General features: G+C 68.3%; 22 protein-coding genes. 7 read left to right on the top strand and 15 right to left on the bottom strand.

What is annotated here, in order from left to right:
• Nucleotides 1–5 precede the first annotated feature (5 nt).
• Both arsB and AC5P74_RS10800 read left to right on the top strand, forming a co-directional pair.
• Nucleotides 6–1,037, top strand: a complete 1,032-nt coding sequence (gene arsB / locus AC5P74_RS10795) for an ACR3 family arsenite efflux transporter (protein ID WP_346607763.1) — start codon at nt 6–8, stop codon at nt 1,035–1,037.
• A gap of 480 nt (nt 1,038–1,517) precedes the next feature.
• Nucleotides 1,518–1,892, top strand: coding sequence for a hypothetical protein (locus AC5P74_RS10800; protein ID WP_053497779.1), 375 nt, complete (start codon nt 1,518–1,520; stop codon nt 1,890–1,892).
• 60 nt (nt 1,893–1,952) lie between these two features.
• Here AC5P74_RS10800 and AC5P74_RS10805 read toward each other — a convergent pair whose 3' ends face one another.
• On the bottom strand, nt 1,953–2,627 hold the full coding sequence (locus AC5P74_RS10805) for an Ivy family c-type lysozyme inhibitor (RefSeq protein WP_346607762.1): 675 nt from the start codon (nt 2,625–2,627) through the stop codon (nt 1,953–1,955).
• A 136-nt stretch (nt 2,628–2,763) separates the two neighbouring features.
• Between AC5P74_RS10805 and AC5P74_RS10810 the strand changes: the two genes are divergently transcribed.
• Nucleotides 2,764–3,219 carry a YybH family protein gene (locus tag AC5P74_RS10810; RefSeq protein ID WP_346607761.1) on the top strand — a complete coding sequence of 152 codons (456 nt, stop codon included), beginning with the start codon at nt 2,764–2,766 and terminating at the stop codon, nt 3,217–3,219.
• A 143-nt stretch (nt 3,220–3,362) separates the two neighbouring features.
• Here AC5P74_RS10810 and AC5P74_RS10815 read toward each other — a convergent pair whose 3' ends face one another.
• The 5 genes from AC5P74_RS10815 to AC5P74_RS10835 all read right to left on the bottom strand — a co-directional run bounded on the left by AC5P74_RS10815 (nt 3,363) and on the right by AC5P74_RS10835 (nt 6,448).
• Nucleotides 3,363–4,388: an NAD(P)H-dependent glycerol-3-phosphate dehydrogenase gene (locus tag AC5P74_RS10815; protein WP_065195990.1), complete on the bottom strand. Its 1,026-nt coding sequence runs from the start codon at nt 4,386–4,388 to the stop codon at nt 3,363–3,365.
• Nucleotides 4,389–4,408: 20 nt separating this feature from the next.
• Complete coding sequence (secB, locus tag AC5P74_RS10820; RefSeq protein ID WP_005407596.1) at nt 4,409–4,927, bottom strand: protein-export chaperone SecB; 519 nt, start codon at nt 4,925–4,927, stop codon at nt 4,409–4,411.
• A gap of 100 nt (nt 4,928–5,027) precedes the next feature.
• Entirely contained in the window at nt 5,028–5,465 is a 438-nt protein-coding gene (locus AC5P74_RS10825; protein ID WP_053497787.1) for a rhodanese-like domain-containing protein, read from the bottom strand.
• A gap of 57 nt (nt 5,466–5,522) precedes the next feature.
• The gene (locus AC5P74_RS10830; protein ID WP_346607760.1) at nt 5,523–5,948 is read right to left on the bottom strand and encodes a hypothetical protein; all 426 of its coding nucleotides are present in this window, start codon (nt 5,946–5,948) and stop codon (nt 5,523–5,525) included.
• Nucleotides 5,949–5,980: 32 nt separating this feature from the next.
• Entirely contained in the window at nt 5,981–6,448 is a 468-nt protein-coding gene (locus AC5P74_RS10835) for a YiiD C-terminal domain-containing protein (protein ID WP_005407593.1), read from the bottom strand.
• 35 nt (nt 6,449–6,483) lie between these two features.
• On the opposite strand from AC5P74_RS10835, the gene AC5P74_RS10840 reads away from it, so the two are divergent.
• The 3 genes from AC5P74_RS10840 (at nt 6,484) to AC5P74_RS10850 (ending at nt 9,678) form a co-directional block, all read left to right on the top strand.
• On the top strand, nt 6,484–7,293 hold the full coding sequence (locus tag AC5P74_RS10840; protein ID WP_346607758.1) for a uroporphyrinogen-III synthase: 810 nt from the start codon (nt 6,484–6,486) through the stop codon (nt 7,291–7,293).
• Nucleotides 7,294–7,398: 105 nt separating this feature from the next.
• Nucleotides 7,399–8,376 carry a uroporphyrinogen-III C-methyltransferase gene (locus tag AC5P74_RS10845; RefSeq protein WP_053497792.1) on the top strand — a complete coding sequence of 326 codons (978 nt, stop codon included), beginning with the start codon at nt 7,399–7,401 and terminating at the stop codon, nt 8,374–8,376.
• 6 nt (nt 8,377–8,382) lie between these two features.
• Nucleotides 8,383–9,678 carry a heme biosynthesis HemY N-terminal domain-containing protein gene (locus AC5P74_RS10850; protein ID WP_346607756.1) on the top strand — a complete coding sequence of 432 codons (1,296 nt, stop codon included), beginning with the start codon at nt 8,383–8,385 and terminating at the stop codon, nt 9,676–9,678.
• A 108-nt stretch (nt 9,679–9,786) separates the two neighbouring features.
• Here the strand turns inward: AC5P74_RS10850 and AC5P74_RS10855 are convergent, their stop codons facing one another.
• Complete coding sequence (locus AC5P74_RS10855) at nt 9,787–11,082, bottom strand: acetyl-CoA C-acetyltransferase (RefSeq protein ID WP_005420942.1); 1,296 nt, start codon at nt 11,080–11,082, stop codon at nt 9,787–9,789.
• Between the two features lie 93 nt (nt 11,083–11,175).
• Here AC5P74_RS10855 and AC5P74_RS10860 point away from each other — a divergent pair, with 93 nt between their 5' ends.
• On the top strand, nt 11,176–12,063 hold the full coding sequence (locus AC5P74_RS10860; RefSeq protein WP_053497796.1) for a hypothetical protein: 888 nt from the start codon (nt 11,176–11,178) through the stop codon (nt 12,061–12,063).
• 137 nt (nt 12,064–12,200) lie between these two features.
• Here AC5P74_RS10860 and AC5P74_RS10865 read toward each other — a convergent pair whose 3' ends face one another.
• The 8 genes from AC5P74_RS10865 to AC5P74_RS10900 form a co-directional block, all read right to left on the bottom strand.
• The gene (locus AC5P74_RS10865) at nt 12,201–12,827 is read right to left on the bottom strand and encodes a superoxide dismutase family protein (RefSeq protein WP_053497798.1); all 627 of its coding nucleotides are present in this window, start codon (nt 12,825–12,827) and stop codon (nt 12,201–12,203) included.
• Nucleotides 12,828–12,859: 32 nt separating this feature from the next.
• Complete coding sequence (locus AC5P74_RS10870; protein ID WP_495204916.1) at nt 12,860–13,429, bottom strand: superoxide dismutase family protein; 570 nt, start codon at nt 13,427–13,429, stop codon at nt 12,860–12,862.
• Between the two features lie 93 nt (nt 13,430–13,522).
• Nucleotides 13,523–14,971 carry a nitrogen regulation protein NR(I) gene (ntrC, locus tag AC5P74_RS10875; protein ID WP_053497802.1) on the bottom strand — a complete coding sequence of 483 codons (1,449 nt, stop codon included), beginning with the start codon at nt 14,969–14,971 and terminating at the stop codon, nt 13,523–13,525.
• On the bottom strand, nt 14,964–16,025 hold the full coding sequence (locus tag AC5P74_RS10880) for a two-component system sensor histidine kinase NtrB (protein WP_053497820.1): 1,062 nt from the start codon (nt 16,023–16,025) through the stop codon (nt 14,964–14,966). The genes ntrC and AC5P74_RS10880 overlap by 8 nt, the downstream gene beginning before the upstream one ends.
• Nucleotides 16,026–16,197: 172 nt before the next feature.
• Nucleotides 16,198–18,243 (bottom strand): TonB-dependent receptor, encoded by a 2,046-nt coding sequence (locus AC5P74_RS10885; RefSeq protein WP_495204917.1) that lies wholly within the window; start codon nt 18,241–18,243, stop codon nt 16,198–16,200.
• A 105-nt stretch (nt 18,244–18,348) separates the two neighbouring features.
• Nucleotides 18,349–18,663 carry a hypothetical protein gene (locus AC5P74_RS10890; protein ID WP_053497806.1) on the bottom strand — a complete coding sequence of 105 codons (315 nt, stop codon included), beginning with the start codon at nt 18,661–18,663 and terminating at the stop codon, nt 18,349–18,351.
• 107 nt (nt 18,664–18,770) lie between these two features.
• Nucleotides 18,771–19,937 (bottom strand): murein transglycosylase A, encoded by a 1,167-nt coding sequence (gene mltA, locus AC5P74_RS10895; protein WP_372485012.1) that lies wholly within the window; start codon nt 19,935–19,937, stop codon nt 18,771–18,773.
• Between the two features lie 67 nt (nt 19,938–20,004).
• A complete protein-coding gene (locus AC5P74_RS10900; protein ID WP_329843876.1) occupies nt 20,005–20,751 on the bottom strand; it encodes an N-acetylmuramoyl-L-alanine amidase in 747 nt (248 codons plus the stop codon).
• Between the last annotated feature and the right edge of the window lie 56 nt (nt 20,752–20,807).

Raw genomic sequence — 20,807 nt, forward strand, 5'->3', positions numbered from 1 at the left:
CTGCCATGAGCCTGTTCGAGCGACACCTGACGCTGTGGGTTGGGCTGTGCATTGCGATGGGCACGCTGCTGGGCCACGTCCTGCCCGGTGCTTTCGCGGCGCTGGCCTCCGCCGAAGTGGCCAAGGTCAACCTGCCGGTTGCGGTGCTGATCTGGCTGATGATCATCCCGATGCTGCTGAAGGTCGACTTCACTGCGATGCGCCAGTTGCAGCAGCACTGGAAAGGCATCGGCGTCACGTTGTTCATCAACTGGGCGGTCAAGCCGTTCTCGATGGCGCTGCTGGGCTGGCTGTTCCTGCGCCATGCCTTCGCCGACTGGTTGCCGCCGGGGCAGATCGACAGCTATATCGCCGGGTTGATCCTGCTGGCGGCCGCGCCCTGCACCGCCATGGTGTTCGTGTGGAGCAACCTGTGCCGTGGCGATGCGAATTTCACCCTGAGCCAGGTGGCGTTGAACGACGCGATCATGGTGGTTGCCTATGCGCCGGTGGTTGCACTGCTGCTGGGCCTGTCGGCGATCACCGTGCCGTGGGACACCCTGCTGTTGTCGGTTGGCCTCTACATCGTGGTGCCCGTGCTGGTGGCCGCGTTGCTTCGGCGCTGGATGCTTTCGCGCAGCGGCGAGACGGGGCTGCAGCGTGCGCTTCGACGGCTGGGCCCGCTATCGCTGTCCGCCCTGCTGCTGACGCTGGTGCTGCTGTTCGGGTTCCAGGGCCAGCAGATCGTGAAGCAACCGCTGGTGATCGCGCTGATTGCCGTGCCGATCCTGATCCAGGTCTATTTCACTTCGGGCCTGGCCTACCTGCTCAACCGCCGCCTGGGCGTGGCACATTGCGTGGCCGGCCCGTCAGCACTGATTGGCGCCAGCAACTTCTTCGAACTGGCGGTGGCCACCGCGGTGGGACTGTTCGGCGTGCATTCGGGGGCTGCGCTGGCGACGGTGGTGGGCGTGCTGATCGAGGTGCCGGTCATGCTGTCCGTGGTGCGGATCGTGAACCGTACTCAAGCCTGGTACGAGAGACGCGAAGAGCACTGACACACCGGAGTGCGCCGAAGTCGATTTGCGTTCTTCGCCCCGCACTGTCGTCATCGGCCTGGTGGGGTGCCCGTACGCCACGTCATCAACTTCGACCCATGTCGCATATTCCCCATGCCGCTACGGCCGTTGCGGCGCCTGCGTCTGCGACAGCTTAACAGCGTGCAAAAATGCCAAAAGCGTCTTTGATCAAGCGTTGAATGCAACTGTTCTGATTGGCACCGCGCAGCAGCACGCGTACAGATGACGTGCCATCGAAAAAGGATGGCCGGGCTTCGAAAACCCGTGCGCTTGTTTAACAACGCTTGCCCGCCGGCGTCACCCCTCGTGGCGCCGGCGGGCAATCCGTCTGCCGGCTATGGCGGGCGGAGCGTGGAGGCCCTGTGCCTGCCGGTTTCAACAAGCGCCCGGTTTTCGAGCCACGTCTCCGCCCGCCACCTTTGCGTGGCGGCTGCCGTCTGTCCTGCACGGAGCATTGCCATGAGCACACCCGAATCCTCCCGACTACGCACGCAATACGTGCCCGCCAACGCGGACGCGCCTTCGGAAGCACCGCACCAGCAGGATCCTCTCGGTTTCATCGCCACCCTCGACCGCATCGGCAAGGGCGCCGCCGCCGACGGCCAACCCTGGCCCGAACGTCATCAGATGCCGGGCCGCCGCATGGCGCTGGCCGACGCGGATTGCGCATTGACCGGCCTGCGCGTGGCGCTGGAAATGCTGCTGGCTGCCGAGCGCGTGCGCCAGAACGGTCCCGACGAGGAGTACGTGGGCGACCGCGTGATGGAGGGCCTGATGATGGCCAGTCTGTCGCTGACCGCGCAGGTCAGCGCACGCATGCGGCCGGAAGGGTGATACGGGGAACAACGCTCACTGCAACGCCGGGCACGGCCCGGCGCTGCGGCGCGCGCGACATCACTCGCAGAGCGCGCTGTCTTCCTTCAACGCGGCATTCTGCAGTGGCTGGCGCTGTTCGATCTGCTCACGTTGTTCCGCCGTCGGCTCGCCCAGCCACCACACACGGCAGCGCGCGGTAAGACGGCCGACCATCTTCGCCTGCGTGGGTGAGTACAGCATCGCCAACGCGGTGCCGGGGCAGTCGTGGGCCTGGCAGGCGGTGTAGAACCACCACGGCTCGCCCTGCAGCACCAGCAGCTCGCCAGGGCCGCTGGGTCCGCTCAGCAGGCGCTTGCGCAGCGACGGCATATCCTTGTCGGTGGATTCGGCGTCCTGCGTGCCCTTCATCAGCGCATCGAACGCGGCCAGCACCTTCGGGTCCTTGCGGCCGCAGTCGTCCACGGTACTGCCGCCGACCAGGGTGAAGAAGTGGGTCGCCAGCGGATTGTCCGCGCAGGTCAGTTCGCCGCCGGCGTCCGGGTCTTCCGGTTCGCCCTCGCTGTCCCACACCGCGGGGTCCACGCTGTCTTCGATTGACGGTTCCTTCTCGACCACCGTGGCCGTGGCGGCCGGAGCTTCGGTGGTTGGTGCTGGCGCCGCAGCAGGCGCGGCCTCGCCAGTCTTCTCCGGTGCCTGTCCGCAGGCTGCCAGCAGCGCGGCCATCATCGCCATCCCTGTGATTCGCATCTTCATCGCGTGTCCTTGTCTGATCTGCGCTGCATCCACCGAATCGGCGGCCGCGTGATTCTAACCAGCGGCGCGCTAGGATGCGTCTGAAGCCTTCCCATCATCGCCAGGGCCTGGACGCATGCGCCGCACACGACTCGCCATGATCTTCTGCAGTGTCCTGCTGCTGGCATCGCCGGCAATTGCCCACGATGCAGAAAACGCGAAGCCTGCGCAGCCTCTCCCGGACGCAGCCCTGCCCGCACCGCTGGACCGTGTGCTGCGCAACTACGAGCAGGCGTGGCGCGGGGGTGATGCCAGGGCACTGGCTGCGCTCTTCGCCGAGGATGGCTTTGTGCTGCAGAGCAACCAGCCACCCGTGCGCGGGCGCACTGCGATCGAGGCTGCATATGCCGGACAGGGCGGCAGTCCGTTGCGGTTGCGTGCCTTGGCGTATGCGGTGGAAGGGAACACCGGTTACATCATCGGTGCGTACAGCTACGGCAACAACGTGGGCGATACCGGCAAGTTCACGCTCACGCTGAAGCGTGAGGGGAATGGGCCGTGGATGATTTTCTCGGACATGGACAACGGCAACGCACCGCCCCGCGCGCGCTGATGGTTTCCGCCGGGCATGGCCCGGCGCTACCGGGCGCCAACCAAGGTTGGCCGCTACCAGAAGGGGGTTCCGTCGTAGATCCACGCCATGCGTGGATGGGCCGCGCACAAAAAAACCCCGGCGCGTGGCCGGGGTTTTTCGATTCACTTGAACAGCGTGTCCGGGTATTCCGGTTTCTGTTCCCGCGCCAGCAGTGCGCGCAAGCCTTCTTCGGGGGTCTGCTCGCCATGCAGCACGGCACGCACACCGTCGGAGATCGGCAGGTCGATGCCATGACGGCGCGCCTGTCGCATCACTTCGTCGGCGGTCTGCACCGACTCGACCACCTGGCCGATTTCGCGCACAGCGTCCTGCAGCGTCTGGCCACGGCCCAGGGCCAGGCCCAGGCGGCGGTTGCGCGACAGGTCGCCGGTGCAGGTCAGCACCAGATCGCCCAGGCCGGCCAGGCCCATCAGCGTTTCCGGCTTGGCGCCGATCGCAGCGGCCAGGCGCAGCATTTCGTTGAGGCCGCGGGTGATCAGGCCGGCACGGGCGTTGAGGCCCAACTGCATGCCATCGGCCACGCCGGTGGCCACCGCCAGCACGTTCTTCATCGCGCCGCCCAGCTCGGCACCGACCATGTCGTCGCCGGTGTAGGCGCGGAACGCCGGGCCATGCATCGCCTCGGCCACCGTCTGCGCGAACTCGGGCACGTCGCCGTGCACGGTGATCGCGGTCGGCAAGCCCTGGGTGACTTCCTTGGCGAACGACGGCCCGGTAACGACGGCCAGCGGCACATCCTCACCCAGCACTTCGCGCGCCACTTCATGCAGGAAACGGCCCGAACCGGGTTCGAAGCCCTTGGTGGCCCAGGCCACGCCGGCACCGGCCGGTCGCAGCGGCGCCAGCGCACGCACGGTCTCGCCGAACGCGTGCGACGGCGTCACCACCAGGATCCAGGCCGCGCCCTGCACCGCCGACGCCAGATCGGTGGTGGCACGCAGGCTGTCCGGCAGCGGGATGCCCGGCAGGTAGCGCGGGTTCTCGTGGCGCTGGTCGATGGCCTCGACCACGGCCGCGTCGCGCCCCCACAGCACGGTCGGGTGACCGTGCCGTGCGAGCAGGCTGGCCAGGGCGGTTCCCCAGGAACCGGCGCCCAGCACGGCGATCTTGTCAGCGGGAGTGCTCATCCGTGACGTCGCGGCAGGAATCAGGCGTTGCCGGCCGGCTCGGAGTCAGCCAGCGACGGTGCGTCGCCCTGCTCCTGGCGCTGGCGCAGGGTTTCTGCGTACAGGCCTTCGAAGTTGATCGGCTGCAGGAAGAACGGCGGGAAGCCGCCGGCCTGGATCAGGTCGCTGATCAGCTGGCGCACGTACGGGAACAGGATGTTCGGGCACTGGGTGCCGAGCAGCACGTCGATCGACTGCGGGTCCAGGCCGACCAGGCCGAACACGCCGGCCTGCTTCACTTCGGCCACGTAGGCGGTGCGCTCACCGGCCTGGCAGGTCAGGGTCACGGCCAGCACGACCTCGAAGGCGTTCTCACCCAGGCGCTGCACCTGCTGGTTCAGGTTCAGCTGCAGCTCCGGCTGCACCTGGTCATTGAAGATGGTCGGTGCGTTCGGCGACTCGAAGGAGACGTCCTTGACGTAGATCTTCTCGACGGTGAAAGCGGGGCCGGTAGCGGCATCGACCGGCGCAGCGGCGCCGTTGGTGATCTCTTCGGACATTTCCAGTAACTCCAGGTGAATGCAATGAAAACGATGGTCGAACTACTGCGATGGGGGCGGGACGAGGCCCAGACAAGGCCGGATCCGCCACCTGCGACAATCAGTTGCGACCCTTGACCAGCGGCAGCTCGGCCTGCTGCCAGGCGGGGATGCCGCCGTCGAGCACGTAGACCTTCTCGAATCCGGCCTTCTTCAGCGCCTTGGCGGCGGTTTCCGAAGCGTTGCCGCTGCGGCACACCAGCACCACCGGCGACTGCTTGGCATTGGCCACCAGCTTGTTTTCCGGGCCGAAGGCACTGGCCTGGGCATTGCGGCTGCCGGCAATGTGGCCCTTCTCGAAGTCACCGCTGGCCGACAGGTCGACCACCACCGTGCCGCCCGCGTTCATCAGCTGGGTCAGTTCGGCGGGCTTGATGCCCTTGAAGCCCCGGAACAGGCGGCGGATCTCGGTGACGATGATGGCCACGGTCAGGCCGACCAGGGCCGCGGACAGCATCGGGTTTCGGCCTGCAAAGGCCAGCAACTCTTCGTAATTCACTCAGGTCACGGGTCGATTAAGCGGGCGCCGATTGTCGCACAAGCCGGACGCGGCCCGTCACTGCCCCTTCCACAGGTCCGGCAGGCCGGCGGTCTGCCACCAGCGCTTGGCCTCCGGATCCCAGCGCCAGCGCTCGACCACGACCACGGTGCGCTCGGCCTGGGTGTTCTGGTTGATCACCCCGATTTCGACCCGGCGCTCGACCAGGCCACCGTCCAGCGAGGCGCTGCTGCGCTCGCGATAGGACGACACGCGCAGCTGCGCGTAACGGTTGAGCTCGAACTCGGTCGGCGGCTTTTCCTTGCGCAGCTTGGGGTCGAGGTAGCCGATGGCATCGTCCATGCTGCCCCAGCGGATGGTCGCGCCATACGCGACCTGGGTCTCTTCCAGCAGCTTGCGCTGCTTGCGGCTGAGGTCGTCGGCCGAGGCCACGGCGCTGGCCAGCAGCAGGGAACAGATCAGGAACAGGATGAGGCGGCGCATCAGTGGTTTCCCCGGAACGTCAGCCTGCCATCCTACCCTTTGGCGAAGGCAACGAAGCGACCGCTGAATTCGGCGGCCGGCTTGCCATCGGCACCGGGCTGGGTGGCGATGATGCTGATGCGGGCCTTGCGGCGCTGCCGGAAGGTGTTCAGGAAGGCATCCCAGCCGGTGGCCTCGGCCGCTTCGGCGTGGGCGTGCAGGTCTTCATAGACAGGCGCCAGGTAGCGCAGGTTGCTGTCGGCCACATAGACCTCGGCATCGTGCCCGGCCAAGCGCAGGCGCAGGCTGACCAGCGCCCAGCCGGACAGGGTCAGCACCGAGGCCAGGCTGCCGCCGAAGGCGTTGCCCTTGTCATTGACGTTGGCCGCCAGCGGCGCGGTGATGCGCAGCACGCCATCGGCGTAGCCGTCGAGCTGGATCTGCATGGCGCGGACCGCCGGCATGCAGTCCAGCACGTCCTGCAGGGCGGCCAACGAGGAAGTCAGGGCATCAACGGACATCGGAGCAGCGACCACGACAACGAAGGGCCCGCATAATGCAGGCAATGGTCGACCATACGATACCCACTGGCGCCACCCGTTCCGGCCCACGCTGGACCCTGATCTCGCTGCGCCCGCGGGGCCAGAACGTGGCGCTGCGCCGCGCCGTTGCCGGGCTGGGCGGAAATGTCCTGGCCCTGGCGCCCTTGCGCCTGCAGCGCCTGCATGGCACGGCTGTGGTGCGCCAGCTGCAACGCGCGCTGAACTGCGACCGGGTGGTGTTCACCAGCCCGGCCGCCGTGGCCGCAGCCGCGTCCCTGCTGCCGCTGGCCGACGTGCAGCGCAGCCCGTGGCTGACCGTGGGCGAAGGCACTGCGCGCGCATTGCAGGCACACGGCATCGCCGAGGTGCACGCGCCGCAGCGGATGGACAGCGAGGGGCTGCTGGCGCTGCCGGTGCTGGCCGACGTACAGGGCCTGCGCATCGGCCTGGTGACCGCCCCCGGCGGGCGTGGCCTGATTGCCGCGCAGCTGCAGGCGGCGGGCGCCACGATCGAACGTGCCGATGTCTACCAGCGTCGCCTGCTGCGACTGCCCCCGCGAACGCTGGCGCGATTGGCGCATTCAGCACAGCCGTGGGTGCTGGCCGTGAGCAGTGGCGAAGCCCTGCAGCATTTCTGGCAACAGCTTCCGCCGGCCGGGCAGCAGCGCCTGCGGGCGTCTGCCCGCGTGGTGGTTGCCAGTGACCGCCTCGGCGAACAGGCGCAGGCGCTCGGCCTGCAGCGCATCACACGCAGCACCGGCCCCACCGCTGCGCAGCTGGTGGCCGCTGCACACGCCACGCTCACCGTCCCGGCAGCGACCTGAACAGGGACGTGGATCACGCTTGCCGCTGCCGTCGGCAACGGTGATGCTGTGCACAACGCAGCCTGCCGGCACCCCGACCGGCGCCGTTGCCGACAAGGAAGCCCGATGAACGATACGCCGCCCGCACCCCCACCCCGTCGACCCGTGCGCTGGCTGCTGCCGCTGGCCGCCGTGGTCGTGCTCGGCGCGGGCGGTTATGCCGGCTGGTACGTCTGGCAGCAGCAACAGCGCGAACAGGAAGCGCAGGCACAGACCACGGCCGTACAGCTGAAGGGCCTGGAGGCCACGCTGGATGCGCTGCGCCGTGACCAGCGTGCGACCAGCCAGCGCCTGCAGGACGCGGCGACCACCAACCGCGTGCTGCGCGACGAGATGCTGGGACTCTCGCAGCGCAGCGCTTTGCTGGAAGAGAACCTGGCCAAGCTGGCCGACAGCGCCAACCAGGGCCGCCAGGCGGTGCAGCGCGACGAGGCCGAGCTGCTGCTGACCCAGGCTGCGCAGCGTCTGAACTACGCCGACGACGTGGACGGCGCACGCCGCCTGTATGCACAGGCCGCCACCGCGCTGGCCGACCTGCCCGACGCCGACGGCCTGAACCTGCGCCAGGCGCTGGTGCAGGAGCGCGAGGCACTGGATGCGCTCGGCAGTGGCCCGCGCGTGCAGTCGCTGCAGCGCCTGGATGCTGTGGCCCGGGCGTTGCAGGGCCTGCCCTCGCAGATCACCGGCACGACCGGCAGCAGCACCGCCAAGCCCTGGTGGCAGGCCACGCTGGCACCGTTCGTGGACATCACCCCGAGCCGCCAGAACGGCCCACTGACTGCCGCCGAACAGCGCAACGCCGACGATGCCCTGCAGCTGGAACTGACGTTGGCGCGTGCCGCGATCGAGCGCGGCGACCGCCCGGGCCGAAACACCGCATTGGACCGCGTGGAGCACTGGGCACAGCGGCGCTGGCCGGATTCACCGGCCCTGCGCGCACAACGTGCTGAACTGAAGGCCCTGCGCGAACTTCCGCTGCAGGCCAGCGACGCTGTTCTTGGCAGCACCCTGCAACAACTGCGCACCCAGACCGACCGGAGGTAAGCCCGCATGAAACCCCTGCAATCCCTGGTCGTGCTGTTGCTGGCCGTGGCCATCGGCGTGGTCGCCGCGCAATGGCTCGGCGCCGATGACCTGAACCGCTTCGGCGAAGTGACCCTGCGCTACGGCGGCTACGACTATCACAGCAACCTGCCGAAGGTAGCGCTGCTGGCAGTGATCACGGTGCTGGTGCTGTGGCTGCTGTGGAGCCTGATCGCTGCACCGTTCCGTGCCTGGGGCCGCTACCGCCGCAAGCAGGGCCGGGTGCGCCTGATCGACGGCCTGCAGGCCTACGAGCATGGCCAGTGGCAGCGTGCGGAGAAGCTGCTGGACGGCGCCGCCAGGGACCCGGAAGTGAGCGCGGTGGCACTGGCCACTGCCGTGCGCAGCGCGCAGGCACGGGCCGACGGCCCCGCCGGAGACGCGCTGCTGCAGCGCCTGGGTGAAAGTGACGCCACCCTGCAGGCACTGCTGCGCGCCGAACAGCTGCTGGCGCGCGATCTGCCGGTCGATGCGATCAACGCGCTGGACGTAGCGGCGATCCAGCCGCTGCCACCACGCGGCCTGTGGCTGCGTACCGAAGCGCTGGCACAGGCCGGCCGCGCCCACGAAGCGTATGGCCAGCTGGGTGCGCTGCGCCAGAGCAAGGTGCTGCCGGCCGACGCGAACAGCGAACTGGAGGCACGCCTGGCCGCACAGGCGCTGCTGGAAGCGGCCGACGTCAACGCGCTGGCCGCACAGTGGGAGGCCACCCCGAAGGCGCTGCGCCCCACCCCGGACGTGGTGGGCGCCTATGCCAGCCGTGCGGTGGCGCTGGACTGGGATGAGCCGGCGCTGCTGGCGCTGGAACAGGCACTGGACCAGCGTTGGAATGACGATCTGGTGGCGCTGTATGGCCGCCTGCCCGCCGAGCGCCTGGCCACCCGCCAGGCCAATCTGGCACGCTGGCGCAACGTGCACGATGACTCGGCCGCCCTGCGCCTGGCACAGGGCCGCGTGGCCCTGGCCCAGCAGCAATGGGATGCCGCCGATGCGTTCCTGCACGAGGCCATTGCCGCTGGCGCCGGGGCACCGGCGTGGGAAGCGCTGGGTGAAGTGTTCGCGCAACGTGGCGAACACGCGCTGGCCGCGCAGTGCCTGGCCAATGCGCTGCGCCTGCAGCGCGGCGAGGACAGCGTGGAACTGGTGCGTGGTACCGAGACGCCGCTGCGCGCCACGGTGGAGGAGCAGCCCATCGTTGCACAGCCGCCGGTGTATGACGCCAACGAAGAGCGCGACGAGTTCGGTAATCCGAGGTTGCCGTGAAGCGTGCCGACCAACGGTCGGCACCCACCGATGCAAAAAAGAACGCCGCCCATTGGGCGGCGTTTTCGTACCAGCACTGCCGGCCAGCGGCCGGTACTACCGTGATGCTCAGCGTTCGACGATCGCCACCACGCCCATGCCGCCGGCGGTGCAGATCGACACCAGCGCGCGGCCACCGCCGCGTTCGGCCAGCTGCTTGGCTGCCGTGGCGATCACGCGTGCGCCGGTAGCGGCGAACGGGTGGCCGGTGGCCAGCGACGAGCCCAGCAGGTTGATCTTGTCCGGGTCGATGCGGCCCAGCGGTGCGTCCAGTCCCAGGCGGTTGCGGCAGTAGTCCTCGCTCTCCCACGCACGCAGGGTGCACAACACCTGCGCGGCAAAGGCTTCGTGGATCTCGTAGATGTCGAAGTCCTGCAGGGTCAGGCCGTTGCGCTTGAGCATCTCCGGCACCGCGATGGTCGGTGCCATCAGCAGGCCTTCGCCGTGCACGAAGTCCACCGCGGCCACGTGCGCGTCACGCAGGTAAGCCTGGGGTTCATGGCCATGCGCGCGTGCCCACTCTTCGCTGGCCAGCAGCACTGCAGCGGCACCGTCGGTCAGCGGGGTGGAGTTGGCGGCGGTGAGCGTGCCACGCCCGGAAACCTTGTCGAACGCCGGCTTCAGCGTGGCCAGCTTTTCCAGCGAGGTGTCCGGGCGCAGGATGTTGTCGCGCTCGACGCCACGGAACGGTGCGATCAGGTCGTTGAAGAAGCCACGCTCGTAGGCGGCGGCCAGCTTCTTGTGCGACGACACCGCCCACTCATCCTGCGAGTCGCGCGAGATATTCCACTCCTTCGCCATGTCCTCGCAGTGGTCGCCCATGCTCTTGCCGGTGCGCGGCTCGGCCACGCCCGGGAACTCGGGCTTGAGCTCGGAGAACTTGAAGCCGGCGGTGAGCGCACGGATCTTGTCGCCGGTGCTCTTGGCGCGGTTGGCCGCCAGCAGGCGTGCACGCAGTTTCTTGCCGTAGACGATCGGCACGTCGGAGGTGGTGTCCGAACCACCGCCGATGCCCGATTCGATCTGGCCCAGCGCGATCTTGTTGGCCACGGTGATGATGCTGTCCAGCGAGGTACCGCAGGCGCGCTGCAGGGTGATGCCCGGGGTCAGCGGCGACAGACCGGAGGACAGCGTGGCTTCGCGGCCCAGGTTCCAGTCGCTGGAGTGCTTGATCACTGCACCCATTGCCACTTCACCCAGCTGCTGGCCATGCAGGCCGAACCGTTCGACCAGCGCACCCAGCGTACGGACCGACATGCCGAGGTTGCCGACATCCGAATACGCGGTGTTCTGGCGGCAGAACGGAATGCGGACGCCACCGAGGATGGCGACGGGACGAGCGTTGGGCATGGAGATACCTGGCATGGATGAGGGTGTCTGCAACATGGCCTGCACGACGGAGCAGGCATAATGGAGCCAAGTGTAGCTGCCGCCCTGTGATGGGCCAACCGTGGAACCATGAGCAAACCCGACCCCGCGATGAATGCCCTTGGCGTGCTGGCCCTGGAACTGGCCGGCGGCGAAATCCCCCGCCAGGCGGTGCTCAGCGCTGAACAGGCCGGTGAACTGGCCGAACGCGTCGGCCGTGACCTGGCCAAGCTGGTGCCACAGGTGGCCGAGCTGGACCTGGTGTTCGCCGCCGCGCATTTCGACCCGGCCGAAGTGCTGCGTCCGGGCTGGCCGATCCATCGCCGCCTGGAAGAACTGCAGATGCGTGCCCCGGGCCGCAACCAGGGCCCGCGCCTGCTGGCCTTCGGTACCGATGCCGAAGGTGACGTGCCATTGCCGTTCCAGGCCGATGCCACGCTGGTGGGCGGTGGCCTGCGCGTGGTGCCGTTCCTGCTGACCGGCAACGACGTGGCCACCACCAGCGCGGTCGCCGATGCGCTGGAAGAAACCTTGCTGGCCAACGGCATGGCGCACGCCGACACCGCGCTGATGGCGCAGAACACCTTCGGTGCCCGCATCGAGCACGCGCGCTATTTCACCGTGAACGACCTGGCCGCGATGATGTCGATGCAGTACGACAACCAGGGCCTGGCCGCACTGTGGCCGCTGATCGAGACCGCGATCATGGCGCCGGGCGAGGACGAGTGGCTCAATGCCGCGCCCGAGCCGCTGCTGCGCTATACGCATGGCGAAGCACGCATGGCGTTGTTCGACCCGGCCGGTTGGTGCGCGCACTACAGCCACAGCAAGAACGACTGCGATCGCCTGAAGGGCATCTACGAGCAGTTCCTGATGCGCCAGCGACAGATGGCCGCGGTGCTGGAAGCACATGGCGTGCCGGTACTGTTCGTGCACTGCGAAGCCGGGCAGGACGCGCGCGAGCTGCTGGCGCGCTGACAGGAAGCGGCCGCCGCGTGTTGTAGCGCCGAGCCCATGCTCGGCTCAGGCCGCCGGAAGAGCAGCCGAGCGTGGGCTCGGCTCTACAGAAAGCGATGCAAAGAAAAACGCCGGCTTGTGCCGGCGTTCTTTGTTTCTTACGGGGCCTTCTGGATCACCGCACAGGCCAGGCGCGCGCCGGCATTGCCGGTCGGCTGGGTCTTGTAGTCGTCCGCATCGGCGTGGACGATCAGGCCGCGGCCGATGATGTCGAAGTCATCACCCTTGCCGATGTTGACGTTGCTCGACACCGGGCCGTCGATGGTGGCCACGCCCTTGTCGTCGGCCTTGATGTTGGGCATGTCGCCGCCGTGGTGCGGATCGGTGGCGACGTTGCCGTGATCCTGCTTGCCCGGGTTGAAGTGGCCGCCGGCGCTCATGCCGTCCGGTGCGCTGCAGTCGCCCTTCTCGTGGATGTGGAAGCCATGTTCGCTGCCCGGTTTCAGGCCGGTGATCTGGCCGGTCACGTGGACCTTGCCATCAACCACCTTGAAGGTGACGCTGCCCTTGGTCTCGTTGCCCTGGGTCGGTGCCAGTTCGGCCGTTGCCGAAGCATCGCCCGTCGGTGCAGCCGCCGGTGCCGGCGCTGCAGCCGGTTCGGTGGTGGCGCCGTCAGCCGGCGCGGCCGGCGGGGTTTCAGTCTGCGGCGCGGCGGGCTGCTGGTTGCAGGCCGCCAGGCCCAGCGCGGCGATGGCCGCAAACAGCGAAGTGTGGATCAGACGCATTGGAATCTCTCCCTCGATGATGCCTGCAGTGATCAGCGGACGACCCGGATCACGCCACAGGCGATGCGGACGCCGGCATTGCCGGCGGGCTGGCTGCGATAGTCGTCGGCGTTGGCATGCACGACCAGTGCGCGTCCGGCGATATCGGTGGCGGCGCCTCCGCCAAGGGTAACCCCCTTGAGGTGGATATCGACGTTGGCGCGGCCCTGGGCATCGGCACGCAGATTGTCCATGTCGCCCAGGTGGTGCTTGCCGGTGCCGGCGCGGCCATGCGCAGCACCACCGGGATTGAAGTGATTGCCGGCACTGCTGGCATCCACCGCACTGCAGTCGCCGCGCTCATGGATGTGGAAGCCGGCCTGCTGCATCGGCTGCAGGCCACCGACCAGGCCGGTGATGTGGATGCCACCGGGCTCCACCATCAGCGCGATGCGGCCACTGACGATGCTGGCCGAGGCCGGTGCGAGATTGGCCTCGCCCTGCTTCGCAGCACTGACCACGGTCGGCGGTGGCGGCGTGGGTTCGTCCTTCTTCGGCGCACTGCCACAGGCAGACAGCAGCACGGCGGCGGACAACGGCAGGATGGCAAAGGGCAGACGCATCGAAGACTCCTTGCAGGTGACACTAAGCATTGCATCGTCCATGAACGATCAACGGTTCGGCAAGCCGGTGCGAGGATCGCGTGCAGGGACCGTTCAATGGCCCCCGCGACGGCGCCCGGCGCCCAGCTTGCGGGTAAGGGTATTGCGGCCGAGGCCGAGACGGGCAGCGGCTTCGGCGCGGCGGCCGTGGGTGATCTGCAGCGCGGCCTCCAGCAGGGCATGGTCGACCCGCTCGCGCACCTGCGCGTGCAGCCCTTCCACGCCTTCGGCCAGCTGACGGCGCGCCCATTCGGCCAGCAGCGCTTCCCACTGCCCCGGATCGGCTGCGCTGGTACTGCTGCGGCGCCCGCGCGCGCGGTTCAGCGCGGTATCGACATCGGCCACGCCGATGGTGTCGGCGGCGGCCAGCGCGGCCATCCGCCAGCACACGTTTTCCAGCTCGCGCACATTGCCCGGCCAGTCGTGCTCGCGCAGCGCCTGCAGGGCCGCGGCGGTCAGGCGCTTCGGCGGCGTATCCAGCTTGCGTGCGGCGGCAGCCAGGAAGGTGCTGGCCAATTGCGCGATGTCCTCGCGGCGCTCGCGCAGTGGCGGCAGCTGCAGGCGCACCACGTCCAGGCGGTGCAGCAGATCTGCGCGGAACTTCCCGTGCGCGACCAGTCCCTCCAGATCCTGGTGGGTGGCGGCCACCACGCGCACGTCGACGCGGATCAGCTCGCGGCCACCGACGCGGAAGAACTCACCCTGCGCCAGCACACGCAGCAGGCGGGTCTGCAGCGGCAACGGCATGTCGCCGATCTCATCCAGAAACAGCGTGCCACCGTTGGCCTGCTCGAAGCGGCCGATGTGGCGGCGCTGCGCACCGGTGAAGGCACCGGCCTCGTGGCCGAACAACTCGCTTTCCAGCAGCTCGGACGGGATTGCAGCGGTATTGAGCGCGACGAACGGACCCAGCGCGCGCGGTGATTCGCGATGCAGCGCATTGGCCACCAGCTCCTTGCCGGTGCCGGTCTCGCCGGTGATCAGCACCGCCAGCGGTGCCTGCGCCAGGCGACCAATGGCGCGGAACAGCGCGCGCATCGGCGGCGTATCACCCACCAGTTGCGGCGGCTGGTCGCTATGCGCTTCCGCCGCAGGTGTGGGTGCCGCGAGTGCCGGTGCAACGGCCGGCAACACCCGCTGCGCCAGTGCCACCGCATCGTCCAGATCGAACGGCTTGGACAGGAATTCATGCGCGCCACCGCGGAACGCACCGGCCGTGCTGGCGACATCGGTATAGGCCGACATCACCACCACCGGCAGCTGCGGCAGCGCGGCCTTGAGCTTGTCCAACAGCACCAGGCCATCGTCGCCAGGCATGCGCACATCGGTGAACAGCAGCGCCGGCGGCGCGCCTTCGCCCAGGGCCTGCAGGGCAGCCGCAGCGCTGTCGAAATCGACAACCTGGTAGCCCGCCTCGCGCAGCGCGGTGCACAGCACGAAGCGCACGGCACGATCGTCATCGACCACCCAGATGCGCTGCGGGGACGAAGAAGACTCAGACATCGCGCGGGGCCTCCTCGGCCGGGGCGGCGCCACTGACGATCGGCAGCAGCAGAGTGAACACGGTATGGCCCGGGCGCGAGCGGTAGGTCAGCGTGCCCCGGTGCTCGCGCGCCACCTGCTGGGCCAGCGCCAGGCCCAGGCCAGTGCCTTCGGCGCGGCCACTGACCAGCGGCAGGAACAGGTGTTCGGCCAGTTCCTCCGGCACGCCACGGCCGTCGTCGGCGATCTCCAGGCGCAACGCCAGCGTGTGCAGCTGCTCGGCGATGCGCACGCCATGCTCCACGCGGGTGCGCAGGGTGATGTTGCCGGCGCCGGCCTGGATCGCGTTGCGCACCAGGTTCCACACCGCCTGGGTGAGGCGGTCGGCGTCGCCGTGGAATTCGGGAATGCTGGGGTCGTAGTCGCGCTGCAGGCGCACCGCCCAGCCGGCCTCATTCTCGGCCAGGCGCAGCACGCGCTCGAGCGCGGCATGGATGTTCAGTTCCGCATGCGGCGCAGCCGGGGCCGGCGACAACAGCTGGTCAAGCAGGCCGTTGAGGCGCTCGATCTCCGAGCCGATCAGCTCGATCAGCTCGCGTTCGCTGGCCTCGCGCTGGGCCGCGCGGCGGGCCAGCAGCTGGGCCGCACCCTTCAACCCGGCCAGCGGGTTGCGCAGCTCGTGGGCCAAGCCCTTCAGCGCCGCGCTGAGCGCGCTGGGCAGGGCCTGGGTCGGGTCCAGCCCGGGGAATTCATCGACCGGATGCGCCTCCAGCAGCCAGCCACCATCGTCGCGGCGGCTCATCCAGCCCTCGGCGAAGCGCGGCGCTTCGCCGGGCACCGCCAGCGCCAGCCGGTTCAGGCGCAGGCTGTCGCGCTCATCGCGGGCCAGGAAATGGGCCAGAGCTTCGCCCTGCACTTCCAGTGCGGCCAGTGGCTGGCCCAGCAGGCGGCGCCCGCTGACGCCCAGCCAGCGCCCGAAGGCCGGGTTGCAGCCGATGATGCGGCCATCGGCCCCGGCCCAGGCCAGCGGCGTGCCCAGGGCGTCAAGGGTCGGCGGCGGTGCGGGGTCGGACATTGCACCAATGTAGTGCAAAACGCGGGGTTCGGGGTCAGAGCCCTTTCCAGGCGGAAAGGGATCTGACCCCATGCGCTGCGGGGTCCGGGGTCGGATCCCTTTCCGCCTGGAAAGGGCTCTGACCCCCTGCCGCAGGTCGAGCAAGCTCGACCACGACCCCATGCGTGGCCGGTTACAGCTTCATGTTGAGGCCGACGAACACGCTGCGGCCCGGTGCCGGCGAGAACATCGGGCGGGCGCTGTCCCAGAAGAAGCTGTCGTACCAGGCGTAGGCGTACTCGCGGCCGGTGACATTCTTCAGCTGCAGGTCCACGCTGAAACGCGGGGTGAGCTGGTAGGCCGCGCTGAGGTCGAGCACGGCGAAGCCGCCGAACTTGCCGGCCACGTTGCGCTCTTCCAGGTAGTAATCGCCCTGTGCACGCGCCTGCAGGCCCAGCCGCAGCGCATCACTGGCGCGGTAATCCACGCCCAGGTTGCTGATATGGCGCGGGGTGGCGGCCACTTCGCGGCCCTGCAGTGAAATGCTGGCATCGCGGTCGTCGCGGGTGATCTTCGCTTCCTGGTAGGCGTGCGACGCCCATACCGTCCAGTCGTCGCCCAGCTGCAGGCTCAGCTGCGCATCCACGCCGCGCCGGCGGGTCTTGCCCAAGGTGACCGTCGTACCGGTAGCCGGCATGTTGGATACCTCGTTCTCTGCATCCTGCTGCCACACCGCCAGGCGTGCCTGGCTGCCGGCAAACGGCTGGAACTTCAGGCCCAGCTCCATGCCGGTGTTGGTGGACGGCTGCATCGGCGCCTGCCCCGGGGTGAGGTAGGCCGGCGCCGTGGAGCCGGTGAGCACCTGGAAGGTGCGGCCCCAGTTGGCGTAGACGTGGGTGGTTTCGCCCAGGCTGTGGATGACGCTCAGCTTGGGCTGGCCGATGCTGCCGTAATCCTGCAGGCGGCCGCTGAGGCCGTTCATCAGGTGCGTCCGGCCACTGAAACGGTCGACGCGGTAGGCCGGCACGATCTTCCAGGCCTCGACGGGCTGGTAGACGGCCTGCACGTAGGCGCCCCAGTTGTCGAAGCTGTGGCGATCGTTGTTCTGCACCCGCGCCGGGGGCTGGCTGAAATCGCTGGGTTCGGCGTAGGCGTAGCGCTCGCGGAGGTAGCCGTTGTCCTGCTGCTCGTAGTTCAGGCCACCCTCGACGGTAAGCGTGGGGCTGGCCTGCCAGGTGAGCGTGCTGAGCAGGCCGTGCTGCCGCTCGTCCCACACGCGGCGCTGGCGCGGCAGGTTGCCGGTGGGCAGGTCGCTGAAGGTCACGCGGCGGTCGTCTTCGTAGCGGTTGTAGTACAGGCGAGTGCCGAAGGTGATTGCGTCGGACAGCTTCATGTCCAGGTGCGCGGCAAGCTGGCGCATGTCGCGGTCATCGCCATCGTTGCCGTTGCGCAGGTCGCTGCCACGGCGATGCGTGCGCAGTTCCTCGGCGGTCATGAAGCCGGGTTCGTCGGCTTCGTGGTGGTACGCACGCGCGGTCAGTCCCACGCGCAGGCCGTCGTCCAGCGAGCCGTAGAACCACTTGCCGCCCAGCGAATATTTCTTCGAGGTGTCGTGGTCGCGGTAGCCGTCGCTGGCCTGGGTGCCGACGAAATAGTTCTGGGCGAAGCCATTGGCTTCACGGCCGACTGCCAGCTGCGCATCGCGGGTGTTGTAGCTGCCGTAGGCCAGGCGCGCGTCGGTGTAGCTGCCACCCTGGCGCGTACCGAAGTTCACGTTGCCGCCGATGTTGTGCAGGCCATAGCGCGGATCGTTGGTACCGCGCACTACTTCGATGTAGCTGATGTCGAGCGGGAACAGCATGTCGATGAAGCGCTGGTTGCCGCTGTTGACGTTGCTGGGGATGCCATCGATCAGCGTCTTGATGGCATTGAGGTAGCCCTCACCGTTGAAGGCGCGGAAGCTGATCTTGCCCGATTCAGCACCCTGCCGGGTTTCGGTGAGCTGGATGCCGGGCATCTGCCCGAGCAGTTCCCAGCTGTGCGAGACGTTGCGGTTTTCAATCTGGTCTGCACCCAGGACGTCCACCGAGGTCAGCACCTGGTGCGCACTGAGCTGGCCTTCGCCGTGCTGATGTACCTGCACCTTGCCGAGGGTGAGCGCGGCGTCGGCAGACTGTGCGAGTGCTTCAGGGGCGAACGGTGCGGCCGCGAGGGCGGCCACCAGGGTGGGAGTCTTCATGGGAAAGGGACGGTTGCGATGAAATGTAATCATATAACATTTCATGTGCCCGCTTTTGCAGCGTCGAGCAAGGCTCGGCGCTAAAAGGGCGGGTGCCGGAAGGGACTACACCGGGTAGCCGGTGGCTTCCCGTGCCTTCTTCCAGGCGGCTTCGAATTCACGCGCGGAGATTTCGTCGTCCTCGTCGAAATCCAGGAACGACACCGGCTGGTCGGCCAGCAGGAAGCGGTCGTCGCTGTGGGCATGCTCGTCGGCCCAGACCATCCTGGTGCCGTAGATTTCCACCTGCCGCACGATCTTCTCGCCGCGCGCCTCCATCAGCACGTTGCCCTTGCCCAGGCCCGATTCGGCCCAGTGCTTGTAGTACTTCTTTGCGGCGGATTTCGCGCCGGATTTTGCGTTGTGCTTTGCGTAGGTCATTGCAGGAGCCCTGGCCGCAGGCGCGGCCGGAAAGTACGGAATGGCGCCATTATCAGGCATCCGGGGTCAGAGCCCTTTCCTTTGGAAGGGATCCGACCCCTGCTGGTTCAGTTCGGCAGGGGCACGCCCTTCGGCCACAGCATCCAGATGTTGCCCTTCTGCTTCATGTCGCCGGCCAGCTTGCCGGCGGCGTCGCCGCTGCCCCAGTACAGGTCGGCGCGCACTTCACCGGCGATGGCGCCGCCGGTGTCCTGCGCGGCCACCGGGCGCACCACCGGGCTGCCGTCCGGGCGCGTGGTGGACAGCCACAGCAGGCTGCCCAGCGGCACCACGGTGCGGTCCACTGCCACGCTGTAACCGGCGGTGAGCGGCACATTCAGTGAACCGCGCGGGCCTTCCGGGCTGTCCGGGGTGCGCACGAAGAACACGTAGCTGGGATTGCTGCGCAGCAGTTCCGGCACGCGCGCAGGGTTGGCCCGTGCCCAGGCGCGGATGGCGTCCATGGTGACGTCTTCCTTCTTCAGCTGGCCCTGGTCCACCAGCCAACGGCCGATCGCACGGTAGGGGTGGCCGTTCTGTTCCGCGTAGGCCAGCCGAATCTGCGTGCCGTCGCCCAGGCGCACCCGGCCCGAGCCCTGGATCTGCAGCAGCTGCAGGTCCATCGGGTCGGTCAGCCAGGCCAGCACCGGCGCCTTGGCGCCCTTGGCCGCGATGGTGCCGGCGTCGTCATAGGGCTTGAGTACTTTGCCTTCGACGCGCCCGCGCAGGCGCTTGCCCTTCAGTTCCGGGTAGAGGCTCTCCAGCTGCACCACCACCAGATCATCCGGCGTGCCGTACACCGGCACCGTGGCCTTATCGGTACGGGTAAGACTGCCGGGGTAGATCGGCTCGTAGTAGCCGGTAATCAGCCCGTCGGCCTGATGGCCACCGGCACGCAGCGCGTAGGCATCGAGATCGCGCTGCAGGAACTGGCGGATCGCGGCCGGGTCCTTGTCTGACACCGCGGCGGCGGTGGCGCAGGGTTTGGCCCAGACAGCGTCGTTCTTCAGGCGGGCGCAGCTGCTGCGCCAAGCCACGAAGCCGGCCTGCAGATCAGCATCGGAGACTGCGGGCAGGGCTTTCCAGTCGACCTTGGCGTAGGTGGCCGCCGGCGGCGAGGTCGGCGTGGGCGCTTCGGAGCCTGCGCGCGGAGCGGTGGTGGAACAGCCTGCGAGCACCACCGCTGCCAACAGGGTCCAGTGCGTGCGCTTGAAGAAGGTAGCGGAATCGATCATGCCGCCATGGTGGAGTGCCGGCCGCTGGGCGGCAACCCAGCGCGGGGTCAAGCGTTCATGCGCGGGGTCACGGCATCTGCAGCAGCAACGAATGCAGGATGCGGGCGTCCTCGGCATCCAGCGTCTTCGGCAGGTCGTCGCGGCCACGGAACCGGCGGTGGAAGGCGGCGACGGTGGCTTCGCGGTTGTCGAGCGGATAACCGAAGCGGGCCAGCGCATTCCACGCGTCGAATCCTTCCGGTGCCGCGCCGTCGGCCGCGCGCGGCCAGACGCCGAATCCGGCCTCGGCCAGCTGCTGCCACGGGAAGAACCGGCTCGGATCCTGCTTGCGCGTCGGCGCCAGGTCGGCATGGCCGATCACCTGGCGCGGCGGAATGTTCAGGCGCGTGGTGAGATCGCGCAGCAGCACGATCAGCGATTCGATCTGCGCCGCACTGAACGGACTGCGGCCATCGTTATCGAGCTCGATGCCGATCGAGGCCGAATTAAGATCGGTGATGGTGCCCCAGCGCCCGGCCCCGGCGTGCCAGGCACGGCGCTCATCGGCGACCAGCTGGTAACGATGGCCATCGGCGCCGATCAGGTAGTGCGCACTGACCGGCCCACCGCTGTTGGCGGTACGCAGCGTATGCAGGCTCTGCTGCACCGATTTCTGCTCGGTGTGGTGGATGACGATGATGACCGGCGTGCGCGCGTTCTGGTTGGGTGATGGCACCCAGGTCGCGAGCGGGTTGCGGGTTTCCTGCGGCGTGGAGGCGCAGGCGGCCACCAGCAGGCAGGCCGAGAGCATCAGGGACGTGCGGATCGGGTGCATGGCCCGATTGTGCGCGATCAGGCGCGATGATGCATGCCGCCGTGCCGACCAACGGT

This window comes from Stenotrophomonas sp. YJH_SMC_94-11 (assembly GCF_059370435.1).

Coding starts and splice junctions, on each gene's coding strand:
- AC5P74_RS10855 (WP_005420942.1), bottom strand. CDS start 11,082: ATGCCAGGTATCTCCATGCCCAACGCTCGTCCCGTCGCCATCCTCGGT.
- AC5P74_RS10885 (WP_495204917.1), bottom strand. CDS start 18,243: ATGAAGACTCCCACCCTGGTGGCCGCCCTCGCGGCCGCACCGTTCGCC.
- AC5P74_RS10880 (WP_053497820.1), bottom strand. CDS start 16,025: ATGTCCGACCCCGCACCGCCGCCGACCCTTGACGCCCTGGGCACGCCG.
- ntrC (WP_053497802.1), bottom strand. CDS start 14,971: ATGTCTGAGTCTTCTTCGTCCCCGCAGCGCATCTGGGTGGTCGATGAC.
- AC5P74_RS10860 (WP_053497796.1), top strand. CDS start 11,176: ATGAGCAAACCCGACCCCGCGATGAATGCCCTTGGCGTGCTGGCCCTG.
- AC5P74_RS10805 (WP_346607762.1), bottom strand. CDS start 2,627: ATGAAGATGCGAATCACAGGGATGGCGATGATGGCCGCGCTGCTGGCA.
- AC5P74_RS10810 (WP_346607761.1), top strand. CDS start 2,764: ATGATCTTCTGCAGTGTCCTGCTGCTGGCATCGCCGGCAATTGCCCAC.
- AC5P74_RS10845 (WP_053497792.1), top strand. CDS start 7,399: ATGAACGATACGCCGCCCGCACCCCCACCCCGTCGACCCGTGCGCTGG.
- AC5P74_RS10835 (WP_005407593.1), bottom strand. CDS start 6,448: ATGTCCGTTGATGCCCTGACTTCCTCGTTGGCCGCCCTGCAGGACGTG.
- AC5P74_RS10815 (WP_065195990.1), bottom strand. CDS start 4,388: ATGAGCACTCCCGCTGACAAGATCGCCGTGCTGGGCGCCGGTTCCTGG.
- AC5P74_RS10800 (WP_053497779.1), top strand. CDS start 1,518: ATGAGCACACCCGAATCCTCCCGACTACGCACGCAATACGTGCCCGCC.
- AC5P74_RS10890 (WP_053497806.1), bottom strand. CDS start 18,663: ATGACCTACGCAAAGCACAACGCAAAATCCGGCGCGAAATCCGCCGCA.
- AC5P74_RS10900 (WP_329843876.1), bottom strand. CDS start 20,751: ATGCACCCGATCCGCACGTCCCTGATGCTCTCGGCCTGCCTGCTGGTG.
- AC5P74_RS10850 (WP_346607756.1), top strand. CDS start 8,383: ATGAAACCCCTGCAATCCCTGGTCGTGCTGTTGCTGGCCGTGGCCATC.
- AC5P74_RS10830 (WP_346607760.1), bottom strand. CDS start 5,948: ATGCGCCGCCTCATCCTGTTCCTGATCTGTTCCCTGCTGCTGGCCAGC.
- AC5P74_RS10865 (WP_053497798.1), bottom strand. CDS start 12,827: ATGCGTCTGATCCACACTTCGCTGTTTGCGGCCATCGCCGCGCTGGGC.
- mltA (WP_372485012.1), bottom strand. CDS start 19,937: ATGATCGATTCCGCTACCTTCTTCAAGCGCACGCACTGGACCCTGTTG.
- AC5P74_RS10840 (WP_346607758.1), top strand. CDS start 6,484: ATGCAGGCAATGGTCGACCATACGATACCCACTGGCGCCACCCGTTCC.
- arsB (WP_346607763.1), top strand. CDS start 6: ATGAGCCTGTTCGAGCGACACCTGACGCTGTGGGTTGGGCTGTGCATT.
- AC5P74_RS10870 (WP_495204916.1), bottom strand. CDS start 13,429: ATGCGTCTGCCCTTTGCCATCCTGCCGTTGTCCGCCGCCGTGCTGCTG.
- secB (WP_005407596.1), bottom strand. CDS start 4,927: ATGTCCGAAGAGATCACCAACGGCGCCGCTGCGCCGGTCGATGCCGCT.